This is a genomic window from Leifsonia sp. C5G2 (assembly GCF_013359685.1).
In the GTDB taxonomy this organism is placed as follows: Bacteria; Actinomycetota; Actinomycetes; order Actinomycetales; family Microbacteriaceae; genus Leifsonia.
Map to the genome: position 1 here is coordinate 1 of NZ_JABFMV010000016.1, position 22,005 is coordinate 22,005.

Consider the following 22,005-nt stretch of genomic DNA (forward strand, 5'->3'; position numbering starts at 1 on the left):
GATGGCTGGGGTCGGGGGTGGGTCAGGGGAGGGGGAGGGTGGCGGCGGCGCGGAGGGCGCCGGAGGCGACCAGGGCGTGCGCGGCCTCGATCTCGGGGGAGAGGTGGCGGTCGGGTCCGGGCCCCGGCACGGCGGTGCGCAGAGCGGCGATCACGGCTCCGGTGCGCGGGCCGGGCTGCAGCGGGGCGCGGAGGTCGGCGGCGCGGGCCGCGGTCATCGCCTCGATCGCGATCACGCGGGCGAGTCCGTCGAGCGCGCGGCGCAGCTTGCGGGCGGCCGCCCATCCCATCGACACGTGGTCCTCCTGCATGGCCGACGACGGGATGCTGTCCACCGACGCGGGCGCCGCCAGCCGCTTCAGCTCGGAGACGATGCCGGCCGCCGTGTACTGCGCGATCATCAGCCCCGAGTCGACGCCGACCTCGTGCGCGAGGAAGGGCGGGAGTCCCTGGTTGCGCGCCGGGTCGAGGAAGCGGTCGGTGCGCCGCTCGGACATGCTCGCGACATCCGCCACCGCGATGGCGAGGAAGTCGAGCACGTACGCGACCGGGGCTCCGTGGAAGTTGCCGTTCGACTCCACCCGCCCGTCGAGGGTCAGGACGGGGTTGTCGACCGCCGAGGCGAGCTCGCGCCCTGCGACCAGTTCGGCGTGCGCGAGGGTGTCGCGCGCGGCGCCGTGCACCTGGGGGGAGCAGCGCAGGGAGTAGGCGTCCTGCACGCGCGTGCACTCCGGTCCCTTGTGGCTCGCGACGATGGGCGAATCGGCGAGCATCGCCCGCAGGTTCGCGGCGGAGACGGCCTGCCCCGCCTGCGGGCGCAGCCGCTGCAGGTCGTCGGCGAACACCGCATCCGTTCCGAGCAGCGCCTCGACGCTCATCGCCGCGGCGATGTCGGCGTCGGTGAGGAGCCCGTGGAGGTCGTGGATGGCGAGCGCCAGCATCCCGAGCATCCCGTCGGTGCCGTTGATGAGCGCGAGGCCCTCCTTCTCGGCGAGCACGACCGGCGGGATGCCGGCCTCGGCCAGCGCGTCGCCGGCGTCGCGCAGTTCGCCGCCGACGCGGACCCTGCCCTCGCCCATCGCCGCGAGGGCGCAGTGGGCGAGCGGCGCGAGGTCCCCAGAGCAGCCGAGCGAGCCGTACTCGTGGACGACCGGCGTGATCCCGGCGTTGAGCAGCGCCGCGTACGTCTCGACGGTCTGCGGCCGCGCACCGGTGCGGCCGGTCATCAGGGTGGAGAGCCGGAGCAGCATCAGCGCGCGCACGACCTCCTCCTCGACCTCGGGCCCGGAGCCGGCCGCGTGCGAGCGGACCAGGCTGGCCTGCAGCTGCGCCCGCCGGTCGCCGGGGATGAACGTGGTGGCGAGAGCGCCGAAGCCGGTGGAGATGCCGTAGTGCGGCTCGGTGTCGTCGGCCAGCGCTTCGACGATCGCGCGGGAGGCGGCGACGCCGTCGAGCGCGGCGGGGTCGAGCTCGACGCGGGCGCCGTGGCGGGCGACGGCGACGACCTCGTCGATGGTCAACGGGCCCGCGCCCACGGTCACGGTGATGGTCTGGGTCTGGAGCATGCACCGATCATCGCGCCGGGTGACCGGCGGCGGACCGGGACTAGGCTGCTCGGTGTCCGGTATCCCAGACGGAGTGGAGGATGGGATGAGCAAGGTCCCTGCGGCCGAGAACACGCTGCGCATCCTCGGCTTCCTCGGCGCCCAGCGCGGCCCCGTGCCCGCCGCCGCGATCGCGACCGCGCTCGGGCTTCCGCGGTCCACCGTCTACCACCTGCTCGCGGTGCTGTCCGAGCACGGTTACGTGTTGCACTTCCCCGAGGCGCGCCGCTACGGCCTGGGGGTCGCCGCGTACGAGCTCTCCAGCGGGTTCTCCCGGCAGCAGCCGCTCAGCAGGCTCGGGCGGCCGATCGTGGCCTCCCTCGTCGACGCGATCGGCGAGTCCGGTCACGTCGCGGTGCTGCACGGACGCGACGTCGTCTACATCGTGGAGGAGCGGGCGCGACGCCGGCCGCGTCTGGTGACGGATGTGGGCGTGCGGCTGCCCGCCCACCTCACCGCGAGCGGACGCGCGCTGCTGGCGACGCTGCCGGCGGAGCAGCTGCGCGCGCTGTACCCGGACGCCGCCGCCTTCGAGGACCGCACCGGCTCCGGCCCGCACTCCTATCCCGAACTGCGTCGCCTCGTCGCGGAGGCGCGCGAGCGGGGCTACGCGACCGAGGACGGCGACGTGACGCCTGGCTTCGCCTCGGTCGCGGTGTCGGTGCGCGACCATGCCGGCTGGCCGGCCGCGGGCATCGCGGTCACCTTCCCGCGCGAAAACGTGCCGCCCGGCGAATGGGACGCCCTGGCCGACAGGGTCCGAGCGGCGGCCGCGGAGCTCTCCCGCCGCATCCGCGGCAGCTGACCCCGGTCGCGGAATCCGGCGGCACTCAGGACGCGGGCGTGGCCTGCGGCAGCGGCTTCGCGTAGCAGACCGAGTACGGGTCGCCCGCGTAGGGGCCGAAGTTCGGGATGCGGACGTAGCCCGCGCGCTCGTACAGCGCGATCGCCGCGTGCTGCAGCGGGCCCGTCTCGAGCCGTAGCTCGGCGACTCCGGCGGCCGTGGCGGCTTCCTCGACCGCGACGAGCAGCTGCCGCGCCAGGCCGCGCCCGCGCGCGTCCTCGTGCACGAACATGCGCTTCAGCTCGGCCTCCCCCGACTCGCCGAGCACCAGCGCGGCGATCCCCAGTGCGCGTCCGTCGACCCGCGCCGCGAACACCGTGACGCCCGGCTTCTCCAGCTCGGCGACATCCAGCAGATAGCAGCTCTCGGCGGGATAGAGCGAGAAGGCGAACTCGTCGCTCAGCCGCAGCAGCTCCTCCAGGTCGGGCTGACGGGGCGGTTCGAGGCGGATCACGGTCGGCACGCCTCGATGCTATCCGCGGCGTGTGACGACGGCGTTTCGCGCGGCGCGGGGGTGCGGTCGGGAAGGCACCGGCCGCACCCCGCCGGCTCACGCCCGGTCGGGCGTGCGGTTCTCGGCGCTGACCATCCAGGCGAACTGCTCGAGCCGCTCGATGATCGCGTGCAGCAGGTCGGCCGAGGTGGGGTCCGCCTCGTCGACGTCGTCGTGCACGTCGCGCATGGTGCGCACGACCGCTTCGAGTCGCTGGGTGATCAGGTCGACCGTCTCGGACGTGTCGACCTCGCCGTTCGGGAACTCGGGGAGGCTCGTCTGCTCGGCCACCGTGGCACTGCGGCCGTCGGGGGTGGCGTGGAGCGCGCGCAGACGCTCGGCGACGTCGTCGCTGAACTCGCGTGCCGCCTCGACGATCTCGTCGAGCTGCAGGTGCAGGTCACGGAAGTTGCGTCCGACGACGTTCCAGTGCGCCTGCTTGCCCTGCAGGTGCAGCTCGATCAGGTCGACGTGCACGCGCTGCAGGTTCTGCGCCAGCTCGGCCGACGCGACGAAGCCGTGCTCGGCGTGCTCGCGGCGCGTGGGGGCGACCCCGACCGTGCTGGTGCGGCGCACGGCAGCGGTCTTCGGGGCGGTCTTCTTCGCGGTGCTCTTGCTTGCGTTCTTGGTCTGGCTTGCGGCCACGGTGGGTCCCTTCTGCTCGATGGACACCGGTCACCGTAGGCCTCGGCGAGCCAGGAGGGAACCGGGTTGACAGCGAGCGGAAACACTTGGCACTCTCGGTGTGAGAGTGCTAAAATCCTTGGTCGAAAAGAGGGGCGAAAGAGCCTCTCACCAGCTCAATCGAAGAAAGGGGTACATCCAATGGCCATGTCGTTCGATCCTTTCTCGCAGTTGGACCGGATCGCTCAGAGCGTCTTCGACACGAGCCGCCAGCCGCGCCTCATGCCGGTCGACCTGTTCCGTGAGGGCGACCGCTACATCCTGAACGCCGACCTCCCCGGCGCCGACCCGGCGTCGGTCGACGTCGACGTGGACGGCCACCTGCTGACCATCCGCGCGGTGCGCAGCGCCGCCGACCGCGACGGCGCCCGTTGGCTGGCTCAGGAGCGGCCGTACGGCGCGTACATGCGCCAGTTCACCATCGGCGACGACGTCGATCCCGAGGGCATCACCGCCTCGTACGACAACGGCGTGCTGAGCGTCATGATCCCGATCGCCGAGCGGGCCAAGCCGCGGAAGATCGCGGTGGAGTCGACGCGCTCCGAGCAGAGGGCCGTCTCGTCCTGATCGAGTGCGGTCGGCGCCCGATGCCCGGCGGGCGCCGACCGCGTCGACGTCAGGTCAGCGGGCGGAGGTGTTCCACTCGGCGAACGGCGTGTGGAACACGTCTGTCCCGAGCGTCCACGGGCTGTACTGGTTCGTGTAGCTCCAGGATGTGTAACCGCTCACGTAGGGGCGAACGGTCTCCACGTCGCGGGCCAGATCCGGGATCGGCTTCGAGCGACCGAGGCCGTCGTAGAGGTCGGCGTTCGACCAGAGCGCAGTACGGTCGCCGGCCGCCTTCACCGCGGCCGCGGTGGCCGCGAACTTCGTGGTGAGTTGCTGCGCCTGGGTCTCCGCGTCGCGGAAGGGTCCGCACACGCCGTCGGCGCAGTCGCCTGCACCGTCCTGCAGCGCGAGCACGGTCACGGGTGCGGCGGAGAGGATGCGGGTCCACATGCTGGTCCACAGCGAGGCGTTCGGCAGGGCTGCGACGTTGTAGTACGGGGAGGCCATCGTCTTCTGCGCGGTCGACGCGGTGGCAGCTGCCGCCGTGAGACGCGCGTAGTAGGACGTCAGCGCCTCGCCTGCGTTCCAGGACCACGCGTAGTTCGAGTTGACCTCGGAGCCGAGATACCAGCCCTCGATCACGTCGCGGAATTCGCCGTATCGCGTATCGAGATCCTGGATCACGGCCTCGGTCATGGCGGCATTGGCGGTCGTCGTCGCGGACACCGTCGCGTCGTCCGGCGAGAACCAGGACGAATCGGGGAGGTACGTGCCCAGCCAGACCGTCAGGCCGGAGGCGCGGGCACCGGTGAGCAGCGGGGTCACGGCATCCACGGGGGAGCGGCCCTTCGAGGTGGCCTGCTGCACTCCGGGAAGTGCGGTGGGGTAGTAGGCCCGCGCCGCGGCGGTGTCGCGAGCCACCGCGCCGTTGAGGACGACGGTGCTGATGCCGGCCGCCGTGAGGTCACGGAACTCCTGGGACCATCGCGTCGCATCCCAGTCCGCGACGGTGGCGGCTGAGATGAACGACGACGGGATCCGGCTGTCCGGAGGCGCCTCCCCGCGGGCGGATGCGTGCGCGGGCGCTGCTGAGAAGACGCCGGCGGCGGCTGCGGTCATCGCGAGAGCGGCGAGGATCCGGGTGAGTGACATCGCGATCTCGTCCGTCGAGGTGGGGTGCGTCGTCAGGAGGCGGCGCGCCCTCGCGCCACCCATTCCAGGCGCCGCAGGCTCTCCCGGTTCCGGATGTGCAGGATCGCGTCCGCGATCGGCTCCGGGATGAGCGCCACCGGTCCGGAGGCGGCGTGCTCCTCCATCCGGACGACGCAGCCAGCGCCCCTCGGACGCACCTCGACGATCACCCGCTCCGTGCCGAACGGGCGGGTCCTCGCCTCGAGCGCCATCCGCCGCGGAGGATCCCACTCGTCCACCCTGGTGGCGTCGTTGAGCACCAGCGGCCAGACGCCGATCGAGTGGTGCAGCCGCGAGCCCGTGGCGGGGTACCGGTCGTCGGCCGCGCGGAGGCGGGACGCGCCCACGACCCAGGTCGGGTACACCCACGGGTCGGCGAGGACGGAGAAGACCTGCTCCGGGGTGCAGGCCATGCGGCGGACGTTGACGGACATTCAGGGCTCCCGGAGGGTCGGCGGCGTGATGGAGTCGGGGATGGGGAACGACGCGGGCGGCGTGGCGACCTGGCCCGGTGCGGGGGAGAGGTCGGGCATCCGCGTGACGCCGAACGAGTGGCGGAGCGCGCTGCGGGCCGCGTAGTAGCCGCCCAGCCCGTGCACTCCGGGACCCGGTGCGGCGGAGGCGGAGGCCAGGTAGAGCCCGTGGCCCGGCATCCGCCACGGGTCGGAGGAGAGCACGGGACGCGCGACCAGCTGGGCGAAGTCGGGCGAACCGGCGGAGATGTCGCCGCCGTGGTAGTTCGGGTTGTGCTGCTCCATCTGCCGGGCCGTCATCGTGGAGGTGCCCAGGATGAGGTCCCGGAAGCCCGGCGCGAACTGCTCGATGCGCCGGATGATCGCCTCGGTCCGGTCCTCGGTCGAACCGCGCGGCACGTGCGTGTACGTCCACAGCACGTGCTTGCCCGCAGGGGCGCGGGTCCCGTCGAACAGCGACGGCTGCGACACCAGCACATACGGCGGGTCGCTCTCCCATCCCGCGGCGACCGCGTTCTCGGCGGCGGCGATGTCCCGGCGGCTGCCCCCGAGGTGGACGGTGGCGGTCTCGAAGAGCTCGGGGTTCGTCCACGGCACGGGACCGGCAAGCGCGAAGTCGGCCTTGAAGACGCCGTTGCCGTCACGGAATCGGCCGACGCGGCGCAGGTAGCCGGGAGCCAGGCGATCGCCGGCGAGACGGGCCGCGTCCGCGACGTGGGTGTCGAAGACGACGACGCGCGACTCGGGGAGCTCGGCCAGCGACTCCACCGGCGTCCCGGTCACCACCTGGCCGCCGTGCGCCTCGATGTCGGCGACCATCGCGTCCGCGATGGCCTGGCTTCCGCCGACCGGGATGGGCCAGCCGCGCGCGTGCGCGTACGTGGCGAGCGTGAGGCCGGCGGCAGCTCCCGCGACGCTCGGCAGCGGGAGCGTCGTGTGAGCGAAGACGCCGGCGAGCAGCGCGCCGGGCGCCTCGGTGCGGAACGGGAGCCCCCACCACGGGCCGCCCTGGGCGAGCGCGGTCAGCCCGAAGCGGGCGGCGACGAGTGGATGCCGCGGCACCTGGAGCAGCGCCGACCCGGTGAACTGCGCCACGGCATCCGCGTGCTCCACCAGGGGCCCGAGCAGTGCGCGCCAGGCGGGGCCGTCGACGCCGAGGTCGTCGGCCGTGCGCTCCAGGTCGAGGTACGCCATGGCGACCCGTCCGCCGTCGAGCGGTGTGCCGTAGGAGGCGGTCGGCACGACGAAGGGGACGCGCCGGGCCAGCCCGAAGCGCCGGAAGAAGCCGGAGGCGAAGGCCAGCGGGTGCACCGCGGAGCAGATGTCGTGCCGGAAGCCGGGAAGGGTCACCTCCTCGGTTCGCAGCCCGCCGCCGACGGTCGCGTTGCGCTCGTAGACGCGGACGGAGAGGCCCGCGCGCGCGAGCGTGACCGCGGCGGACAAGCCGTTGGGGCCGGATCCGACGACGACGGCGTCCACATGTTCGGCGGATGCAGAGCTCATACGTCCCTGTATACCCCGGGTGCCCGCGGAGGCCGAGGGAGATCGGCAGCCCGCTCACAGCATCCATCGCGGACGAAGGCTCACTCTCGGCGGGGAACGCCGAGACGGTGAGCCGACTCGGGGCTGAGGCAGTCGCGTGGGCCGATGATGGTCCGTACGACCTCGATGTGTCCGGATTGTGGTCGGAACGTTTCGCTTCGAGCGCTGGTGTGAGAGCTCCTCGAGTGCCGCGATGAGTCGGCGTCATCCCGCGCTGACTTTCGTCGCAGCTCGCGCCGTCACTACGCTCTGGTGGACATGGAGCTACTTGAACGCGTTGAAGGGAGTGCCCTATCGCGGCAACGTGCGGCTGCACCCGAGCGAGAGGGCTGTGTTCGTCGCGCCGCTCGAGATGGTGGGAACGGAAACAGACCGCCTGATCGGTTCACGGGGTTCAGAAGTGGTGCTCACCACTCGCCGGCTCGTCGTCAGCAACGGCACCGGTGTGTTCAGCTCCGACGTCTCCGACATCGCCGCTTGCCGGCTCGTGCAAGAACGCTGGCTCCTGCAGAAGGTCAGCTACGTGGCGATCTCCCTTCGCAACGCGGTCGCTTTCGACAATCACGGAGTACTGACCGGATACCGGCTCTACTTCAAGAAACGCTCAGCCGAACGCGACGAACTCGACCGCATCGTCCGCGGCCTCCTCGCATGAGTCCGTCCGAACGCTGCTTCGTCGACGGTGTGCCCATGGAGGGCGTACCCGGTGAGGGGTCGGACGCTCCGCCCTGGTCCGACGGCTCGAACGATCGCGTCGTCAACGCCATCGTCATCAGCGAGGGTTATCTCGTCACAGTGGGTTACTGGCTTCCCGGCTACCGTCTCGTAGACGACGTGGCGTGGGAAGAGGCGCTCGCCGAGGAGTTGTTCGCCGAACTCGAGGCCGTGGTCGTCGTCGACCGTCTCGTGATGACGAACCTTCGGACCCAGGGGAGGCGGGGCCGCGCGATCGAACGCTGGTACCTGTGCCGACTCATCGAAATGCCCGACCTGGACGGTCGAGTGCGATACCTCAGCCGCGACGACGTGGAGAGCGGCCACCTGGAAGACTTGGAGGGAGAATTGCTGCGCACCCTCCTCGACAGCTGGCCCGACTATCTGGACACGCTGGCGGAGGTGCCTCACCCTTCGAGCCTCGAACTGCTGGAAAAAGAGTCGGTGGTCTTCGTCGGAGGCGTGACGAAGATCGAAACAGACGACGACGAGCAACCGATCGCAGGGAGCGGCTCCCAACTGATCATCACGAACCGCAGACTGATCGCCCTCCACGGCCACGACGTGGTCTTCCGCGCCGACGCCTCACAGATCGCACGCTGCGCGCAGGCGGCGGGCGGACTCTTCCACCGTCCGTACGTCATCATCACGTTCTGTACCGCGGTCAGTCTCGACAGCGGGAACCGGCCGCTCACGACCATTCGCGCCCACGTACCCGAGGTCTCTGCGTTCCGCCGACTGGTCACCATCCTGGCCCACCTCGAACGCCCACCCGGAGAGCTCCAGCGAGTCCTCCGTCAACACTTCGAAGAACGAGTGAAGGCGCTCGACGGCACGGCGAAGCTCGAGACGGAGGGCTCCCCCGAGGCATACGAGGGGAGGTCGGTTCCGATCGGTCCGGGATGTGTCGGGGTCGTGCTGTACCTGCCGTCCTACGGCGGCGGAACGGTCTCCCTCGACGACCAAGCGTTCCCGGAGGTGGAGCTCACCGGCGACCCCACCGCCGATATCGCAGAGATCGACGAGGTCCTGGACATCGCGATCGCCGGCCGGGCCACGACATTCCGTTTCGGGTCAGGCGGATGCACAGAAATCACCGGGCCGCGGGGCGTCCAACGGCGCTGGCTCAACGCACTGCCATGGCCGGGATGGCGCCGGCGTGCGGTCACGACCCATTACCTTCCCTACCGGCCTGGTGCCGCCGGGGCCCGGAATGGCGCCGGCGCCCAGAGTGCCTGAGTTCGTACCGGAAGGCTCGGCAGGGCGGAAGCCGCAGCAATGCGGGTGTCGCTCGCGGGTTCACTCCATCGCCCGCATCCCGGTCGTCGGTCGACCGCGCTGGGATCGGCAGCCCGCTCACAGCATCCATCCGGTACAGTAGGTCAGTCGGCTCTTGACACCGCGCCTGCCGCGCGGATGGGTTTGTCAGTCAAGTGGGCCGGTTCCGCACCCGATCGGCGGTGTGGATCACATCAATCGTGAACGGCCCCGGACACAGTTCGCCCGGGATTCATTCGGTACGTTTCGGCGTGCCGCCGCGCACTCTAGACCAACCCAGGAAGCACATCCATGCCCGGATACAACAAAGACCGACGATCGCAGCCCTCCCGCGGCGGCGCCCCCAAGGGCGGCCAGCGGAGCCCGAAGCACCGCGGCTACCGCGCCGAGGAGACGGCTGCGCCCAAGAAGGCGCGCTGGAACGCGGAGGACCGCGCCGCGCGCGGCCGTGCCGTCTACGGCGCCCGCGACGACAACGCCGCCGGCGGCCGTGGCCGCGGCGAGCGTCCCAACTGGGAGCCCCGCGGCAAGGACGCGCGCCGCACCGAGCGCGTGTGGGAGGAGCGGGCGCCGCGTCGCGACCGCGAGGACCGTCCGCGCCGCGAGTACGACGACCGTCCGCGTCGTTCGTTCGACGACCGTGCCGAGCGTCCGCGCCGCGAGTTCGACGACCGTCCGCGTCGTTCGTTCGACGACCGTGCCGAGCGTCCCCGCCGGGATGCCGGCGACCGCACCGAGCGTCCGCGCCGCGAGTTCGACGACCGTCCGCGTCGTTCGTTCGACGACCGTGCCGACCGGCCGCGCCGTTCGTTCGACGACCGTGCCGACCGTCCGCGTCGCGACAACGACGACCGTCCGCGCCGTTCGTTCGACGACCGCGCGGAGCGTCCGCGTCGTGAGTACGACGACCGTCCACGTCGCCAGTTCGATGACCGTGCCGACCGTCCCCGTCGTTCGTTCGACGAGCGTGCCGAGCGTCCGCGTCGCGACAACGACGACCGTCCGCGCCGTTCGTTCGACGACCGTGCCGACCGTCCCCGCCGCCAGTTCGATGACCGCGCCGAGCGTCCGCGTCGCGACTCCTCCTTCTACCCGTCGCGCGACGAGAAGGCGGCCTTCCAGCCGACCGACGACGTCGTGCTCGAGCGGCTCGAGGCGGAGGCCATCCAGGCGGAGGACGTCGACGGCGTGACCTTCGGCGACCTGGGCCTCGGCGGCAACATCGTCCGCGCCCTCGCCGAGCTCGGCGCCGAGAAGCCGTTCCCGATCCAGGCGGCCACCCTGCCCGACGTGCTCGCGGGCAAGGACGTGCTCGGCCGCGGCCGCACCGGCTCCGGCAAGACCATCGCCTTCGGCGCTCCGCTCGCCGAGCGGCTCATGCAGCTGTGGGCGGAGTCCGGCAAGTCGGGCGGGAAGCGTCAGCTGGGCCGCTCCCCGCGCGCGCTGATCCTCGCCCCGACCCGTGAGCTCGCGCTCCAGATCGACCGCACGGTGCAGCCGATCGCGCGTAGCGTCGGCCTCTTCACCACGCAGATCTACGGCGGCGTCCCCCAGGGCCGCCAGGTGGGCGCGCTGCAGCGCGGCGTCGACATCGTGATCGGCACCCCCGGCCGCATCGAGGACCTCGTGGAGCAGGGCCGTCTCGACCTCAGCGAGGTCGTCATCACCGTGCTCGACGAGGCCGACCACATGTGCGACCTGGGCTTCCTGGAGCCGGTGCAGCGCATCCTGCGTCACACCGCAGAGGGCGGCCAGAAGCTGCTCTTCTCGGCCACGCTCGACTCCGGTGTCGCGCAGCTCGTCGACGAGTTCCTCGTCGACCCGGCTGTGCACGAGGTCGCCGGCGAGGACCAGGCGTCCTCGACCATCGACCACCGCGTGCTGGTGATCGAGCACCGCGACAAGGGCGCCATCATCGAGCAGCTCGCCGACCGCGACGGCAAGACCCTGGTCTTCGCCCGCACGCGCGCCTTCGCCGAGATGCTCGCCGACCAGCTGGAGGACGCCGGCATCCCCGCCGTCAGCCTGCACGGCGACCTGAACCAGTCGCGCCGCACGCGCAACCTGGCGCAGCTCACCAGCGGCCGCGTGAACGTGCTGGTCGCGACCGACGTCGCCGCCCGCGGCATCCACGTCGACGACATCGACCTGGTCATCCAGGCCGACGCTCCGGACGAGTACAAGACCTACCTGCACCGCTCCGGCCGCACCGGCCGCGCCGGCAAGCAGGGCACGGTCGTCACGCTCATCCCGAAGCAGCGCCAGCGTCGCATGAACGAGCTGCTCGGCCGCGCCGAGATCGAGGCGGACTTCGTCCCCACCGCCCCCGGCGACGACCTGCTCCTCACCCTGGCGCAGTAACACCCGCGCCACCCCAGCTCAGAGCTCCTGAGTTCTTCGACCTTTTCGCTGCGAATCGGTCGAAGAACTCAGGAGCTCTTTGCGTCGTGCGGCGAGGTCATTGCGGACATCGAGCAGCGGCTTGCAGTACGGTTGTGATACTTTTCAGCGAAACATCAGTTCGAGATGAAAGGTGCCATTATGGCGATTATCAGTGTCACCCCCGAGCAGCTGAAGAGCCAGGCGAAGGTGTACCTCACCGCCAAGGACGAGATCGAGTCGGCGGTTCAGAAGGTCAACAGCATGAACAGCACCATCGCCGAGGAGTGGAAGGGTGCGGCGTTCGAGGCGTACCTGACCCAGTACGACCAGCTCTACTCGGAGGTCGTGAAGTTCGAGCAGCTCCTCGAGAGCATCAACGCTCAGCTCAACTCGTACGCCGACACTGTTGCGGAGCGCGATGCCCAGGATGCGCAGAGCTTCGGCTTCTGAGCGTTCGGCCCGACGCGTGCGGGCGGCGGCCGTGGCCCTCAGCGTTGCTGGGGGCCTCGGTCTGTTCGCCGGCGCCTCGACGGGTGCCGCCGCCGAATCGGGCTCGGGCGCCGGCGGCAATGGCGACGGCAGCCTTCACCTGATCCCGGAGATCATCGCGAACGAGCGGCTCAGCACTGCGGGATCCGCGGAGTTCGCGATCACCGCGCGGCTCTTCCTCCCCCCTGTGGAGAGCCAGGCCCGCCGAGTCGAGCAGTCCAGAGCGGCCGTGACGAACGCCGTCGACACGATCACCTTCGAGGGTGCGGAGAACGCGTCGGCGGCCGATGATTTCGCTCGGATGCGCAGCCGCCTGTTTCAGGACTACTCCCACCAGGCCATCCCTGGCACGGCGAACGACGATGTGATGCAGGGCACGGACCTGTGGTTCGTCGTCCTCATCGCCGCCTCCGTCCCCCTCGGAGGGCTGGCCGCATTCCTCGGTTTGAAGATGGCGTCACGGAGAGCGAGTGGACATGCCTGATCGGCACATCGACATCAGTCTCGAGTTCAATGGTCAGCAGCTGGACCTGCGGGTCCCCACGGCGGTCACGCTCCTGCGGCTGTCAGAGCTCATCGGCACGGTGCTCGCCCAGCGCGGCATCCGGATGCCGCCGCGGTGGCGCCTTCGACTGAAGGACAAGGCGTTGGCTCTCGGTGACTACGATGTCATCGATGACTTCCCGGTCGGCGACGGCGATGTGTTCCAGGTGGTCTCCGCCGCCGACTGACGCGTCGAGATCGACTTCTCACCGGCGCGCGTCCTGAGCCGCAGCGGCCCGGCGCTTCCGACGAACCAGTGTCGCAGACAGTGCTCCGATCAGAGATCCCGCCGCGAAGATCGCGATCCAGCGGTAATCGAAACCGTCGCTGTGGACGGCCGTGGAGCGGGGCGTGACGTCCTTGGCCGTGACCGGATTGGCGAGGACCTCGTAGATCTTCGCCGGGTCTGCGCCGGTGGCGCGGGTGTTGGAGAGCACGGTCGAGAATCGACTGCTGAATGTGCTGCTCTCGGCGACTCCTGAACTGCCGGCCGCGATCGTTCCGTTCATGGCACCGAGCAGTCTGCTCGTCTCGGCCTGTGTTCTCTGCACCCCGGCGAGGAGGTCGTCGAACTGAGCGGAGTTGTCTTCGATCAGTCGTGCGCTGCCTGCGACCGCTTCCGCGTTCCGGCTCGACGACTCCACGAGCTGGGTGAGGTTCTTGTACAGCGTCGGGCCGGTCGTCTCGTCGAGGTAGAGCTCCGCCCGTCCCGGCTTCTGGCCGTCCCAGGCTGTGGTGGTGAGTTGGATGACGGTGTTGGACTTCGCCGCCCAGAGCTCGGGAGCCGCGTTGACGCTGGTGATGGCCGCTGCGTACCACGCCTCGAGCTGCTTCAGCGCGGTCGTGAAGTACGACTCTTCGAGCTTCAGCTCGGACAGCGCTTCGACGTTCTGCTGCGTGATGGACTGCGACTGCTTCACGATCGCGAGCTGGGCTTGCAGGGCCTTGATGTTGTCGATGCCGAGCCGTCGATACGCCTCCACGTCGCTCTCGTGGAGTCGGGCGGCGATCGTCTCCGGATCGACGACACCGTACATGTTGTAGACGGAGGCTCTGCTGTGCGCCGGGAAGTCTCCGCTCGCCAGCACGGCGGTTCTGAAGGAGGACTCCTTCTCGCCCGGGGCGCCGTAGAGGAAGCGGAGGAGGTTCGCCGCGGTGGCGATCTGTCCGAGGTAGTCGGTGGTGGCTTTGAAGTCATCGGTGAGGTCGATGGCCGAGGCGCTCGCGGGCATGAGCACGTACCGGTCGCTTCCCAGACTGCGCGACTCCGACACCGCGGGCGAGATCTCCTGCGCTGCGTATTCCACCAGGATGTCGCCGCCGAGGTCGTGGAGGTCGATCGCGAGACCGAGCGCGACGGTGAGCGGCGCCGATCCGTTCGTGTTGTCGATGGTCGCGACGCCGGTGGCCTCGTCGATCGTCATCAGCTCCGGCGCGGGAGGGGGGCCGGCGGGCGACACCGACAGATCCGTTGGGTTCAGGCCGACGGGCAGCTGAACGCGCACCTCTTGCCGGACACCGGCGGGGACCGTGACGGGGAGCGTCTTCGTGACGGTCTGGTTCATGCTCCGTTGACTGGCGGGCAGGATGTTGAGGGCGGGGCCGGCGATGTTCATGGCGTCCGCGTAGCGCTTGATGAGCGCCAACCGGCTCTCGTACGGTGCGGCCGTGAAGTCCGTCGCGGTCTCCAGGCTGCTGAACAGCGCTGCGTACATCGCCGGGTCGGTGGAGATGCCTCGGACGAGGGCGTCCAGCTCCGCCACGTATGCCGATCGCGGATCGGAGGAAGCCGATCCCGAGGCGAAGCTCTTGGCCACCTTGTTGGCGAGCGCCTGGCGGGCGGAGGCCGCGGGCAGCGTCGCGGGGTCGACGGTCGGCACTGCATCCGAGCCGGGACCGAAGTATTCGCTCAGCAGTCGCCGGATGAGTCGGTCGAGCTGGTCCGTGGACGTGGCGAGAGCGGTGTCCTGCTCCCTGAGCGATCCCGTCACGCCTGCGATGGTCGTGTTGTAGCGACCGGCGAGGTCCTCGTACCCTGTCACCGTCTCGCGGAGGTCCGTCAGCGCCCCGGTCGGCATGCCGTCGCCGTCCACAGAGGCGAGGCCCTCGAAGCCCGACCAGGAGCCGTCGCCGGAGCGCAGCACGTCGACGTGAGCGGAGAACGCCTCGCGGAAGAAGTCGGAGTCCGATGCCGCCTGATCGCCGATGGCGGCGTTGCCGTTCAGCGCGTTGGTCTCGGCGATCCGCTCCTGCAGGGAGAAGTAGTCCGAGAGATCCGGCTGCTGGGCCGCGAGCGAGTCGCCGATCGAGGTGAGGGTGCCCGTCGTCGCAGTGGTGAACCCGTTCTGCGCCTGGATCCAGGCGGAGTTCATCGATCGCAGGATCTCGGCCATGCTCTCGGTCCGCTTGTACCCTTCGTCCGTCTTGCCGAGCTCTGGCTGGAGACCGTTCGCCACCGTCCCCACGAGCTTCGAGTAGCGGTCGACGACGGTCTCCATGCTCACCTGTGCGCCCGAGATGTTGTCGGCCACGCTGGCGAAGTACATCTTCACCACCCGGGTGTTGAAATCGCGGAGGATCGTGGAGACCTCGTTCCGAAGGCGCTGCTCCGACAACGGGTCGCCGGAGGCGAGCCGGACATCGATCACGGCCTTGGTGGGGTCGATGTCCTGGAGGGTGAGGATGTCGTGGGAGAACGATCTCGGAAGCACGATCACCGCATCGACCGCGTCGTCCGAGTAGGCCCTCTCCGCCACTCCGCGCGAGACGACCTCCCAGTTGAATCGGGCGTCGTTCGACACGAGGCCGACGAACTCCTTGCCGAAGACATAGTCCGTGCCATTGAACGTGGCGGGCTCGTCCTCGTTCACCAGCGCGATCGTGGATGCGCCCGGTCCCGTGACGGCGGCGGTCCCACCCACCGAACCGGACGAGGCGATCAGGAGGCCGGCGACACCGAGGACCGCCAGTCCGATGAGCAGCTTCTTGAGCACCATGCCTCCGGTTCGGATATCGAGAATTCGTCTATTATAATAATGCGGGACACTGTATGTCAGTGTCGCGCTAGGATATCGGAACGGTGGGGAGCAGGGCGATGAGACTTTTCGACGGGCGGGACACCGTCTCGTTCGAGCGCGCCGGCGATCGCGTGACGGTACTCCTGACCGGGGCTCAGATCCGGGCGGCCTCGGTCGACATCGTGCGACAGCACGTCACGTTGCTCGACGAGTGCCCCGAGGAGTACCAGGCTGCGATCGCGTACACCGTTCCGGCCGGCGCGCGGACCGTGCGTGAGGCGGCGGCGGAGGCGAAGACGCGGTTGGCGAAGCTGCAGGCGGCCCAGAGGCTCGCCGCGCTGCGCACGTCCCCGGGCGCTTTCGCCGTGCCGTTCCTGCACCCGGAGAACGTCGTGCTGACCGGGGCGGGCGCTGTGCCTGTCCACTCGGGGCTCATCGGGATCCTGACCCCGACGGCCCTCGACAGCGAGCTCTTCCTGCGCGGCTACAAGGCGCTCGTGCTCAGCATCCTCCATGCCCGGCTCCCGTTCGAGAAGCTGCTGGACGGATCCTCGATGTTGCGCGACCCGTTCAGCGAGCGGATCGCTGCGTGTACGACTGTCGACGAGGTGGCCGCGCTTGTCGATATCGAGGCGGAGGCCGAAGCGCGGGAGTCGGAGAGCCGCACCCTGACCCTCCCGCGCCTGCGGCACCGGCTGACGACCGTGCTGGGGGCGACCGCCGCGATCGCGTCCCTCGTGCTCGGCTGGTTCACTTGGTCGTCGTACGCCGTCGCGCTCCCGAAGCAGGAGGCGATCATCGCCGCCCAGTCCAGCTTCGTGATCGGGGACTACGGCCAGGCGCTGACCGATCTGAGGGACTACTCATCCGTCGATCTCCCGAAGTCCGCGCGCTACGTGCTCGCGGTGAGCTCCGTGAAGCTCGCGGATCTGTCGTCCGCCCAGAAGGACGCTGTGCTCAACAACATCTCGACCAAGACCGACGACAACACGCTCGACTACTGGATCTCCCTGGAGAGAGGGGACCTCGAGCGGGCGCTGAACCTCGCTCAGAACGTCGGCGACGACCAGCTGACCCTCGTCGCCTACACGGACCTGTTCCAGGCGACGAAGCTCAACACCGCGATGGCCGGTGCGGAGAAGCAGAAGCGCCTGGAGGAGTACTCCAAGAAGATCGAGGAACTGAGCGCACGACTGGGCGGTGAGGAGTGACCGGCGCCGGGCCCGCGGCGTTCGGCGAGGAGAGGACGGACGATAGGCCGGTCGGTCTGGTCGACGACCGGCTGGACTCGGCGGACGTCCTCTTCAGCGTCTACGTCCTCGACGAGGAGCTCACCCGGATCTCGTTGACCTCGCGCCACCCCTCCACGATCTGCGGTGAGCTGACCATCGGCGCGATCGGGGACCGGGTGTTCGTCAACGGCGGTGCCGTACCGGCGGGCGTCGTCGAGGTCGACGGTCATCGGCTCCTGGTGGTGGACGCGGCCCGCGCCGAGACAGCCCACATCGTCCTCGACCGCGGCGCCTCCTTCATGATCGGCGACGCCGAGACCGCAGGAGCCCGCACGAAGGCCTCAGGCACCGTCGTGATCCACGGCGACGAGCTCACGCTGGTGCCCGCCGACGATCTCATGTACCTCAACGTTCGGCGCGTCCCGGCGGGAGGCGCGGTCCACGACGCCGGAATCGGCGACGCCGTCCTCACGACGGCGTACCTGCTCGAGAAGCGGGCGGACCAGTGGCGCCTGACCTCGTTCGCGGACGGAGTGGAGATCCTTCCGGCCTCCGTCCTGCATCAGGAGCCGACGGCCGAGTTCCCGCCCGACTTCCCCGACTACCGGCGCAGCCCCCGCATCACGGTCGAGCCGCCGTCGGATACCGTGCGCATCCAGAAGATCGAGCCGCCGGAGAAACCGGACAAGAACAGCATCCTCAAGGCGCTCCTGCCTCCGCTCGGAATGGTCGCCGTGGGTGTCGTGACCAGCGTGGTCTCCGGACGCAACCCGCTGTTGATGATGGGCATGGGGATACTGAGCATCCTGACGGCGTCCTTCACCCTCTCGCAATTCCTCGGCGAGAGGCGCGAGCGACGGAAGCGAGACAGATCCCGTCGCGACGAGTACGAGCGCTATCTGCTGAACGTCGTCGCCTCGCTCTCCCGGCACGCGACGAGGGAGAAGGAGGTGCGCGAGTACGCGGCCCCCAGCCCCGCGGAACTCGTCGACATGGTGGACCGGTACGACCCGCGGATCTACGAGCGGTTGCCGCACAACAAGGATTTCCTTCAGGTCTCCCTCGGCGTGGGGGACACTCCCGCGACCGTGACCGTCACGGCGGAGGTGGACGAGCGCGACGACGACGAGGACGCCCGCCGGGTGACGACGCTGGCCGAGCGGTTCGCGATCCAGCGCAGCGCTCCTGTCCCCGTGAACCTCCGGGCCCAGACCGTCGGCTTGGTCGGGGCGGGCGACACCGTGGCCGCCGCCGCGCAGAACCTGATGTTCCAGGCTGCCGTCTTCCACTCCTACCGGGAGGTGAATGCGATCGCCCTGGTCTCCGCGGAGTCGTACCGCACCGACTGGCGTCGGTGGCGCTTCCTCCCGCATTTCACGATGCAGGGACTCAACGTCCGCGGGCTCGTCCACGACGCACGGACCCGGGACATGGTTCTGAACAGCTTCACGCAGATCCTGGCCCAGCGCAGGCAGGCCCTCCGTCAAGCCGGTCGCGAGAAGCCTGCCTTCTTCCCGCACTACGTGTTCGCCGTGCTGGACGGTTCCCATCTGTCCGGACACGGGATCAACGAGTACCTGGCAGAAGACCTCACCGAGCTCGGTACGACCGTGATCTGGTGCACCGAGGACCGGAAACTGCTGCCCGAGACGGTCACCGCCCTCGTCGACTACGCCAACAGGAGCGCTGGGACGCTGGTCAACGACGAGAGTGCGTACGTGGGCAGGGAGTTCATCCCCTACCAGACCCCGCAGGGCCTGGAGCGCGCACTGCGACGGCTCGCCAACCTCCGTCACGTGGAGGTGCAGAAGAACGCCGTGCCGGCTTCCGTGACGTTCCTCGAGCTGTACGGCGTCACCCACGTCGACGACCTGGGAGTCGCCGGCCGATGGGCATCGGCGGACACGTCCAAGACACTCGCCGTCCCGCTCGGCCTCCGGGGCAAGGACGACGTGGTCGAGCTCAACCTGCACGAGCGCGCACACGGCCCCCACGGCTTGGTGGCCGGGACGACGGGTTCGGGCAAGTCCGAGATCGTCCAGTCCTTCCTGCTCTCCCTGGCGGTCAACTTCGCTCCGGAGGACGTCGGCTTTTTGCCGATCGACTTCAAGGGCGGCGGTATGGCCAACATGCTCGCCGACCTCCCCCACCTCCTCGGCTCGATCACGAACCTCGACGGCGCGGCCTCAGCCAGAGCTCTCGCGTCCATTCGCGCAGAGCTCCAGAAGCGCCAGCGGCTGTTCGCCCGGTTCGGGGTGAACCACATCAACGGTTACACCCGGCTCTACAAGCAGGGGAAGACCGGAGGACCCCATGCGGGAGGACGCGAGTATCCGTCGAAGCCGCTCCCGCATCTGTTCCTGGTGTCGGACGAGTTCGCGGAGCTGAAAGCGAATCAGCCGGACTTCATGGACGAACTGGTCTCGACGGCACGGATCGGCCGGTCGCTGGGCGTGCACCTCATCCTGGCCACGCAGAAGCCGAGCGGCGTGGTGAACGACCAGATCTGGTCGAACAGCCGTTTCAAACTCGCCCTGAAGGTCGCCGATGCCTCCGACTCGAACGAGATCATCAAGACTCCTGACGCGGCGAGCATCGTCGAGCCGGGCCGGGCGTATCTCCAGGTGGGCAACAACGAGATCTATGAGCTCTTCCAATCGGCATGGTCGGGTGCGGCATACGAGCCGGACAGGACGCACGTCGAGACCGTGGACGAACGCATCTACCTCATCAACGGATTCGGGCAATACGACCTGTGGACGCAGGACCTCTCCGGGGACGAGGACGCCGAGGAATCCCGCGCAGAGACGGCGACCGAGCTGAGCGCGGTGGTCGCCCACATCGCCGACATCGCCCGAGACGCCGGCTCGGTGCTCCCCGACAAGCCATGGCTGCCGCCGCTTGAGAGCAGGATCGTCACCCCGCCCGTCGACGATGGTCCCGGAATCCCGCTCGGGCTGCTCGACATCCCGAGCCGGCAGGCGCAGGAGGTATACCGCTTCAGCCTCGAGGACTCCGGTCACACCGCTGTCTTCGGCAGCCCCGGGTACGGGGCCTCCACCCTGCTGCAGACCCTGGTGCTGAACCTCGCCCGGCAGCAGACGCCGGAACGGCTGCAGGTCCTGCTTCTCGACTTCGGAAACAACGGACTGCTCCCACTCGCGCCGCTCCCGCAGGTGGCAGACATCGTGACGCTCGAAGAGGAGGAGAAGCTCCAGAAGGCCATGGAGCGACTCGGGTCCGAACTCGCCGACCGGAAGCGCCGGCTCCGTGCCGCCGGCGTCGCCACCCTGGCTCAGTACCGGGTGAAGACGGGGGAGTCGCTGCCGATCGCGCTCACCGTCCTCGACGGCTACGACGCCATCGCGCAGGACAAGCGCAAGGAGGCGATCGATACCCAGCTCATCCAGGTGCTGCGCGAGGGCGCCGCCCTCGGGGTCTACCTGGTCTTGACCGCGAACCGGGCCAACTCGATCCGGATGAACATGAGCAGCAACATCCCGAACACGATCGGCCTCTATCTGAACGACGAGGCAGATGTCGCGAGCCTCTTCGGCCGCGACCGGGTGATGCAGAGCGAGGTCCTCGGTCGCGGGCAGCTCCAGCTCGACGCGCCGACCGCGATCCAGTTCTTCCTGCCGTGCCACGGCGACGACGATGCGACGGTCCTCGACAACCTCGAGAAGGAGGTCGCTGCGATGGCAGGGGCCTGGACGGGTGCGCGCCCGGAGCCGATCCCGATGGTGCCGCAGGAGCTCACGATGGAGGTCTTCGGCGATCGCCTGGAGCAGAAGGCGGCGCGCGACCGGCTTTTCCTGGGGCTGAACAAGAGGACCGCCGAGCCCGAGAGCTTCGAGCTCTTCACCGGCAAGAGCCTGGCGATCTTCCCCGGGACGGCGAAACAGGCAGCGGCGACGTATCCGTTCGTGCTCGAGAGTCTCGCCGGTGCGATCGCCGCCGAGGAACTGGTGGTCATCGATGCTCATGACGCGCTGAAGCCGCACTTCGCAGCCACGGAATGCCTTTACCTGGGCAAGGTCTCGCTGAGACTTCACGCGGACGCGCTGAAGAAGGCGCTCACGGACCTGGTGGAGCATGGCACGCAGGTACGGCGGTGCATCGTCATCAACGGTATGACCGATGTCTTCGACAAGCTCATGCTCTCCAATGAACAGGTCGCGGAGTTGCTGGGCGTCGGCGGCGCCGACGCCCAGCTGATCCTTCTGGACCAGGTCTCGAAGGTGAATGGCAACTTCACCTTGATCGGACCGCTGAAGGAGAACGTGGACCAGATCCTCTTCGGGGGCGACCTGTCGGCGCAACGCTTCGTCGACAATCTGCCTCTCGCCGTGCGGAGGCAGACGCCCGGCAAGAACGTGCTGCATTCGCTCACGGACGACGAGCTCTGCGAGGTCGTCACCCCCACTGTTCAGCCGAGCGAGGAACGACGATGACCCTCGAACTCACGGACGACCTTCTCGGCCTCGGCTCGGTCGTGCGGTTGGAGAGCGAGAGCGCGTCCGGCTTGTTCGTCGTCCTTGCGCGCGGGGCGTTCCGGCCGGATATGGAAGGCACCGAGGTGGTGCCGCGCTACCTGGTGGGCGCACACCCCTACGGCGAGGCGCCGGATCGCGAGACGTTCCCGATCCTCGCGACGGAAGTCCGATCCGTGGTGCATCACGGGTACACGGATGCGGCCGACACGGAATTCATCGAAGACCTCCTCGACCAGATGGAGAACGGGCGGCGAAAAGGGACCTCCGCGGAGCATTTCACGGGGGCTCTCACGGTCATCCCCGATGCACAACCGACGATCGAGGAGAGTGCGGACTCCGAGCGCGCCCGCGCCGACCCGTTCTTTCTCCTCCGCGGGCTCATCCAGCAGGAAGAGCCAGGTCGGGGCCGACCGTAGTCCGGCCGGTCATCCTCGCGGAGGAACGGATACGGGGGTCGAGAACCGAAGACCCGCCG

Annotated in this window: 18 protein-coding genes; 11 read left to right on the plus strand and 7 right to left on the minus strand. The window is 69.2% G+C overall.

Annotation, left to right across the window (positions count from 1 at the left end; translation table 11 throughout):
* Nucleotides 1-22 precede the first annotated feature (22 nt).
* Nucleotides 23-1,564 carry a histidine ammonia-lyase gene (gene hutH / locus HNO83_RS17300; RefSeq protein ID WP_175338783.1) on the minus strand — a complete coding sequence of 514 codons (1,542 nt, stop codon included), beginning with the start codon at nucleotides 1,562-1,564 and terminating at the stop codon, nucleotides 23-25.
* Between the two features lie 85 nt (nucleotides 1,565-1,649).
* Here hutH and HNO83_RS17305 point away from each other — a divergent pair, with 85 nt between their 5' ends.
* Nucleotides 1,650-2,408, plus strand: coding sequence for an IclR family transcriptional regulator (locus HNO83_RS17305; RefSeq protein ID WP_175338784.1), 759 nt, complete (start codon nucleotides 1,650-1,652; stop codon nucleotides 2,406-2,408).
* Nucleotides 2,409-2,433: 25 nt separating this feature from the next.
* Here the strand turns inward: HNO83_RS17305 and HNO83_RS17310 are convergent, their stop codons facing one another.
* The gene (locus tag HNO83_RS17310; protein ID WP_175338785.1) at nucleotides 2,434-2,910 is read right to left on the minus strand and encodes a GNAT family N-acetyltransferase; all 477 of its coding nucleotides are present in this window, start codon (nucleotides 2,908-2,910) and stop codon (nucleotides 2,434-2,436) included.
* 87 nt (nucleotides 2,911-2,997) lie between these two features.
* Nucleotides 2,998-3,516 (minus strand): Dps family protein, encoded by a 519-nt coding sequence (locus tag HNO83_RS17315; RefSeq protein WP_349627283.1) that lies wholly within the window; start codon nucleotides 3,514-3,516, stop codon nucleotides 2,998-3,000.
* Between the two features lie 249 nt (nucleotides 3,517-3,765).
* Between HNO83_RS17315 and HNO83_RS17320 the strand changes: the two genes are divergently transcribed.
* Entirely contained in the window at nucleotides 3,766-4,191 is a 426-nt protein-coding gene (locus tag HNO83_RS17320; RefSeq protein ID WP_175338786.1) for an Hsp20/alpha crystallin family protein, read from the plus strand.
* Between the two features lie 54 nt (nucleotides 4,192-4,245).
* On the opposite strand, the gene HNO83_RS17325 is transcribed toward HNO83_RS17320, so the two are convergent.
* From HNO83_RS17325 to HNO83_RS17335, 3 genes are read right to left on the minus strand one after another with little or no spacing between them, the layout of a single operon-like run.
* Nucleotides 4,246-5,325 carry a DUF4434 domain-containing protein gene (locus tag HNO83_RS17325; protein ID WP_175338787.1) on the minus strand — a complete coding sequence of 360 codons (1,080 nt, stop codon included), beginning with the start codon at nucleotides 5,323-5,325 and terminating at the stop codon, nucleotides 4,246-4,248.
* Between the two features lie 32 nt (nucleotides 5,326-5,357).
* Entirely contained in the window at nucleotides 5,358-5,798 is a 441-nt protein-coding gene (locus tag HNO83_RS17330) for an SRPBCC family protein (protein WP_175338788.1), read from the minus strand.
* A complete protein-coding gene (locus HNO83_RS17335; RefSeq protein ID WP_175338789.1) occupies nucleotides 5,799-7,340 on the minus strand; it encodes a phytoene desaturase family protein in 1,542 nt (513 codons plus the stop codon). It abuts the gene before it with no gap.
* A 232-nt stretch (nucleotides 7,341-7,572) separates the two neighbouring features.
* Here HNO83_RS17335 and HNO83_RS17340 point away from each other — a divergent pair, with 232 nt between their 5' ends.
* From HNO83_RS17340 to HNO83_RS17365, 6 genes are all read left to right on the plus strand, one after another.
* Nucleotides 7,573-8,034 (plus strand): hypothetical protein, encoded by a 462-nt coding sequence (locus HNO83_RS17340; RefSeq protein WP_175338790.1) that lies wholly within the window; start codon nucleotides 7,573-7,575, stop codon nucleotides 8,032-8,034.
* A 35-nt stretch (nucleotides 8,035-8,069) separates the two neighbouring features.
* Nucleotides 8,070-9,332 (plus strand): hypothetical protein, encoded by a 1,263-nt coding sequence (locus tag HNO83_RS17345; protein ID WP_175338791.1) that lies wholly within the window; start codon nucleotides 8,070-8,072, stop codon nucleotides 9,330-9,332.
* Nucleotides 9,333-9,662: 330 nt separating this feature from the next.
* On the plus strand, nucleotides 9,663-11,732 hold the full coding sequence (locus tag HNO83_RS17350) for a DEAD/DEAH box helicase (RefSeq protein WP_175338792.1): 2,070 nt from the start codon (nucleotides 9,663-9,665) through the stop codon (nucleotides 11,730-11,732).
* Nucleotides 11,733-11,912: 180 nt separating this feature from the next.
* On the plus strand, nucleotides 11,913-12,203 hold the full coding sequence (locus HNO83_RS17355) for a WXG100 family type VII secretion target (protein ID WP_175338793.1): 291 nt from the start codon (nucleotides 11,913-11,915) through the stop codon (nucleotides 12,201-12,203).
* A 31-nt stretch (nucleotides 12,204-12,234) separates the two neighbouring features.
* Nucleotides 12,235-12,726 carry a hypothetical protein gene (locus HNO83_RS17360; protein WP_175338794.1) on the plus strand — a complete coding sequence of 164 codons (492 nt, stop codon included), beginning with the start codon at nucleotides 12,235-12,237 and terminating at the stop codon, nucleotides 12,724-12,726.
* Nucleotides 12,719-12,973: an EsaB/YukD family protein gene (locus HNO83_RS17365; protein ID WP_175338795.1), complete on the plus strand. Its 255-nt coding sequence runs from the start codon at nucleotides 12,719-12,721 to the stop codon at nucleotides 12,971-12,973. The genes HNO83_RS17360 and HNO83_RS17365 overlap by 8 nt, the downstream gene beginning before the upstream one ends.
* 18 nt (nucleotides 12,974-12,991) lie before the next feature.
* Here the strand turns inward: HNO83_RS17365 and HNO83_RS17370 are convergent, their stop codons facing one another.
* The gene (locus HNO83_RS17370; protein ID WP_217499192.1) at nucleotides 12,992-15,781 is read right to left on the minus strand and encodes a YhgE/Pip domain-containing protein; all 2,790 of its coding nucleotides are present in this window, start codon (nucleotides 15,779-15,781) and stop codon (nucleotides 12,992-12,994) included.
* A gap of 98 nt (nucleotides 15,782-15,879) precedes the next feature.
* Between HNO83_RS17370 and essB the strand changes: the two genes are divergently transcribed.
* Genes essB through HNO83_RS17385 form a run of 3 tightly spaced genes read left to right on the plus strand, consistent with a single transcriptional unit; the run spans nucleotide 15,880 to nucleotide 21,946 of the window.
* Complete coding sequence (gene essB / locus HNO83_RS17375) at nucleotides 15,880-17,013, plus strand: type VII secretion protein EssB (RefSeq protein ID WP_175338796.1); 1,134 nt, start codon at nucleotides 15,880-15,882, stop codon at nucleotides 17,011-17,013.
* Entirely contained in the window at nucleotides 17,010-21,488 is a 4,479-nt protein-coding gene (gene essC / locus HNO83_RS17380) for a type VII secretion protein EssC (RefSeq protein WP_175338797.1), read from the plus strand. Before essB ends, essC begins: the two co-directional genes overlap by 4 nt.
* On the plus strand, nucleotides 21,485-21,946 hold the full coding sequence (locus HNO83_RS17385) for a DUF4176 domain-containing protein (RefSeq protein ID WP_175338798.1): 462 nt from the start codon (nucleotides 21,485-21,487) through the stop codon (nucleotides 21,944-21,946). The genes essC and HNO83_RS17385 overlap by 4 nt, the downstream gene beginning before the upstream one ends.
* The last annotated feature ends 59 nt before the right edge of the window (nucleotides 21,947-22,005 follow it).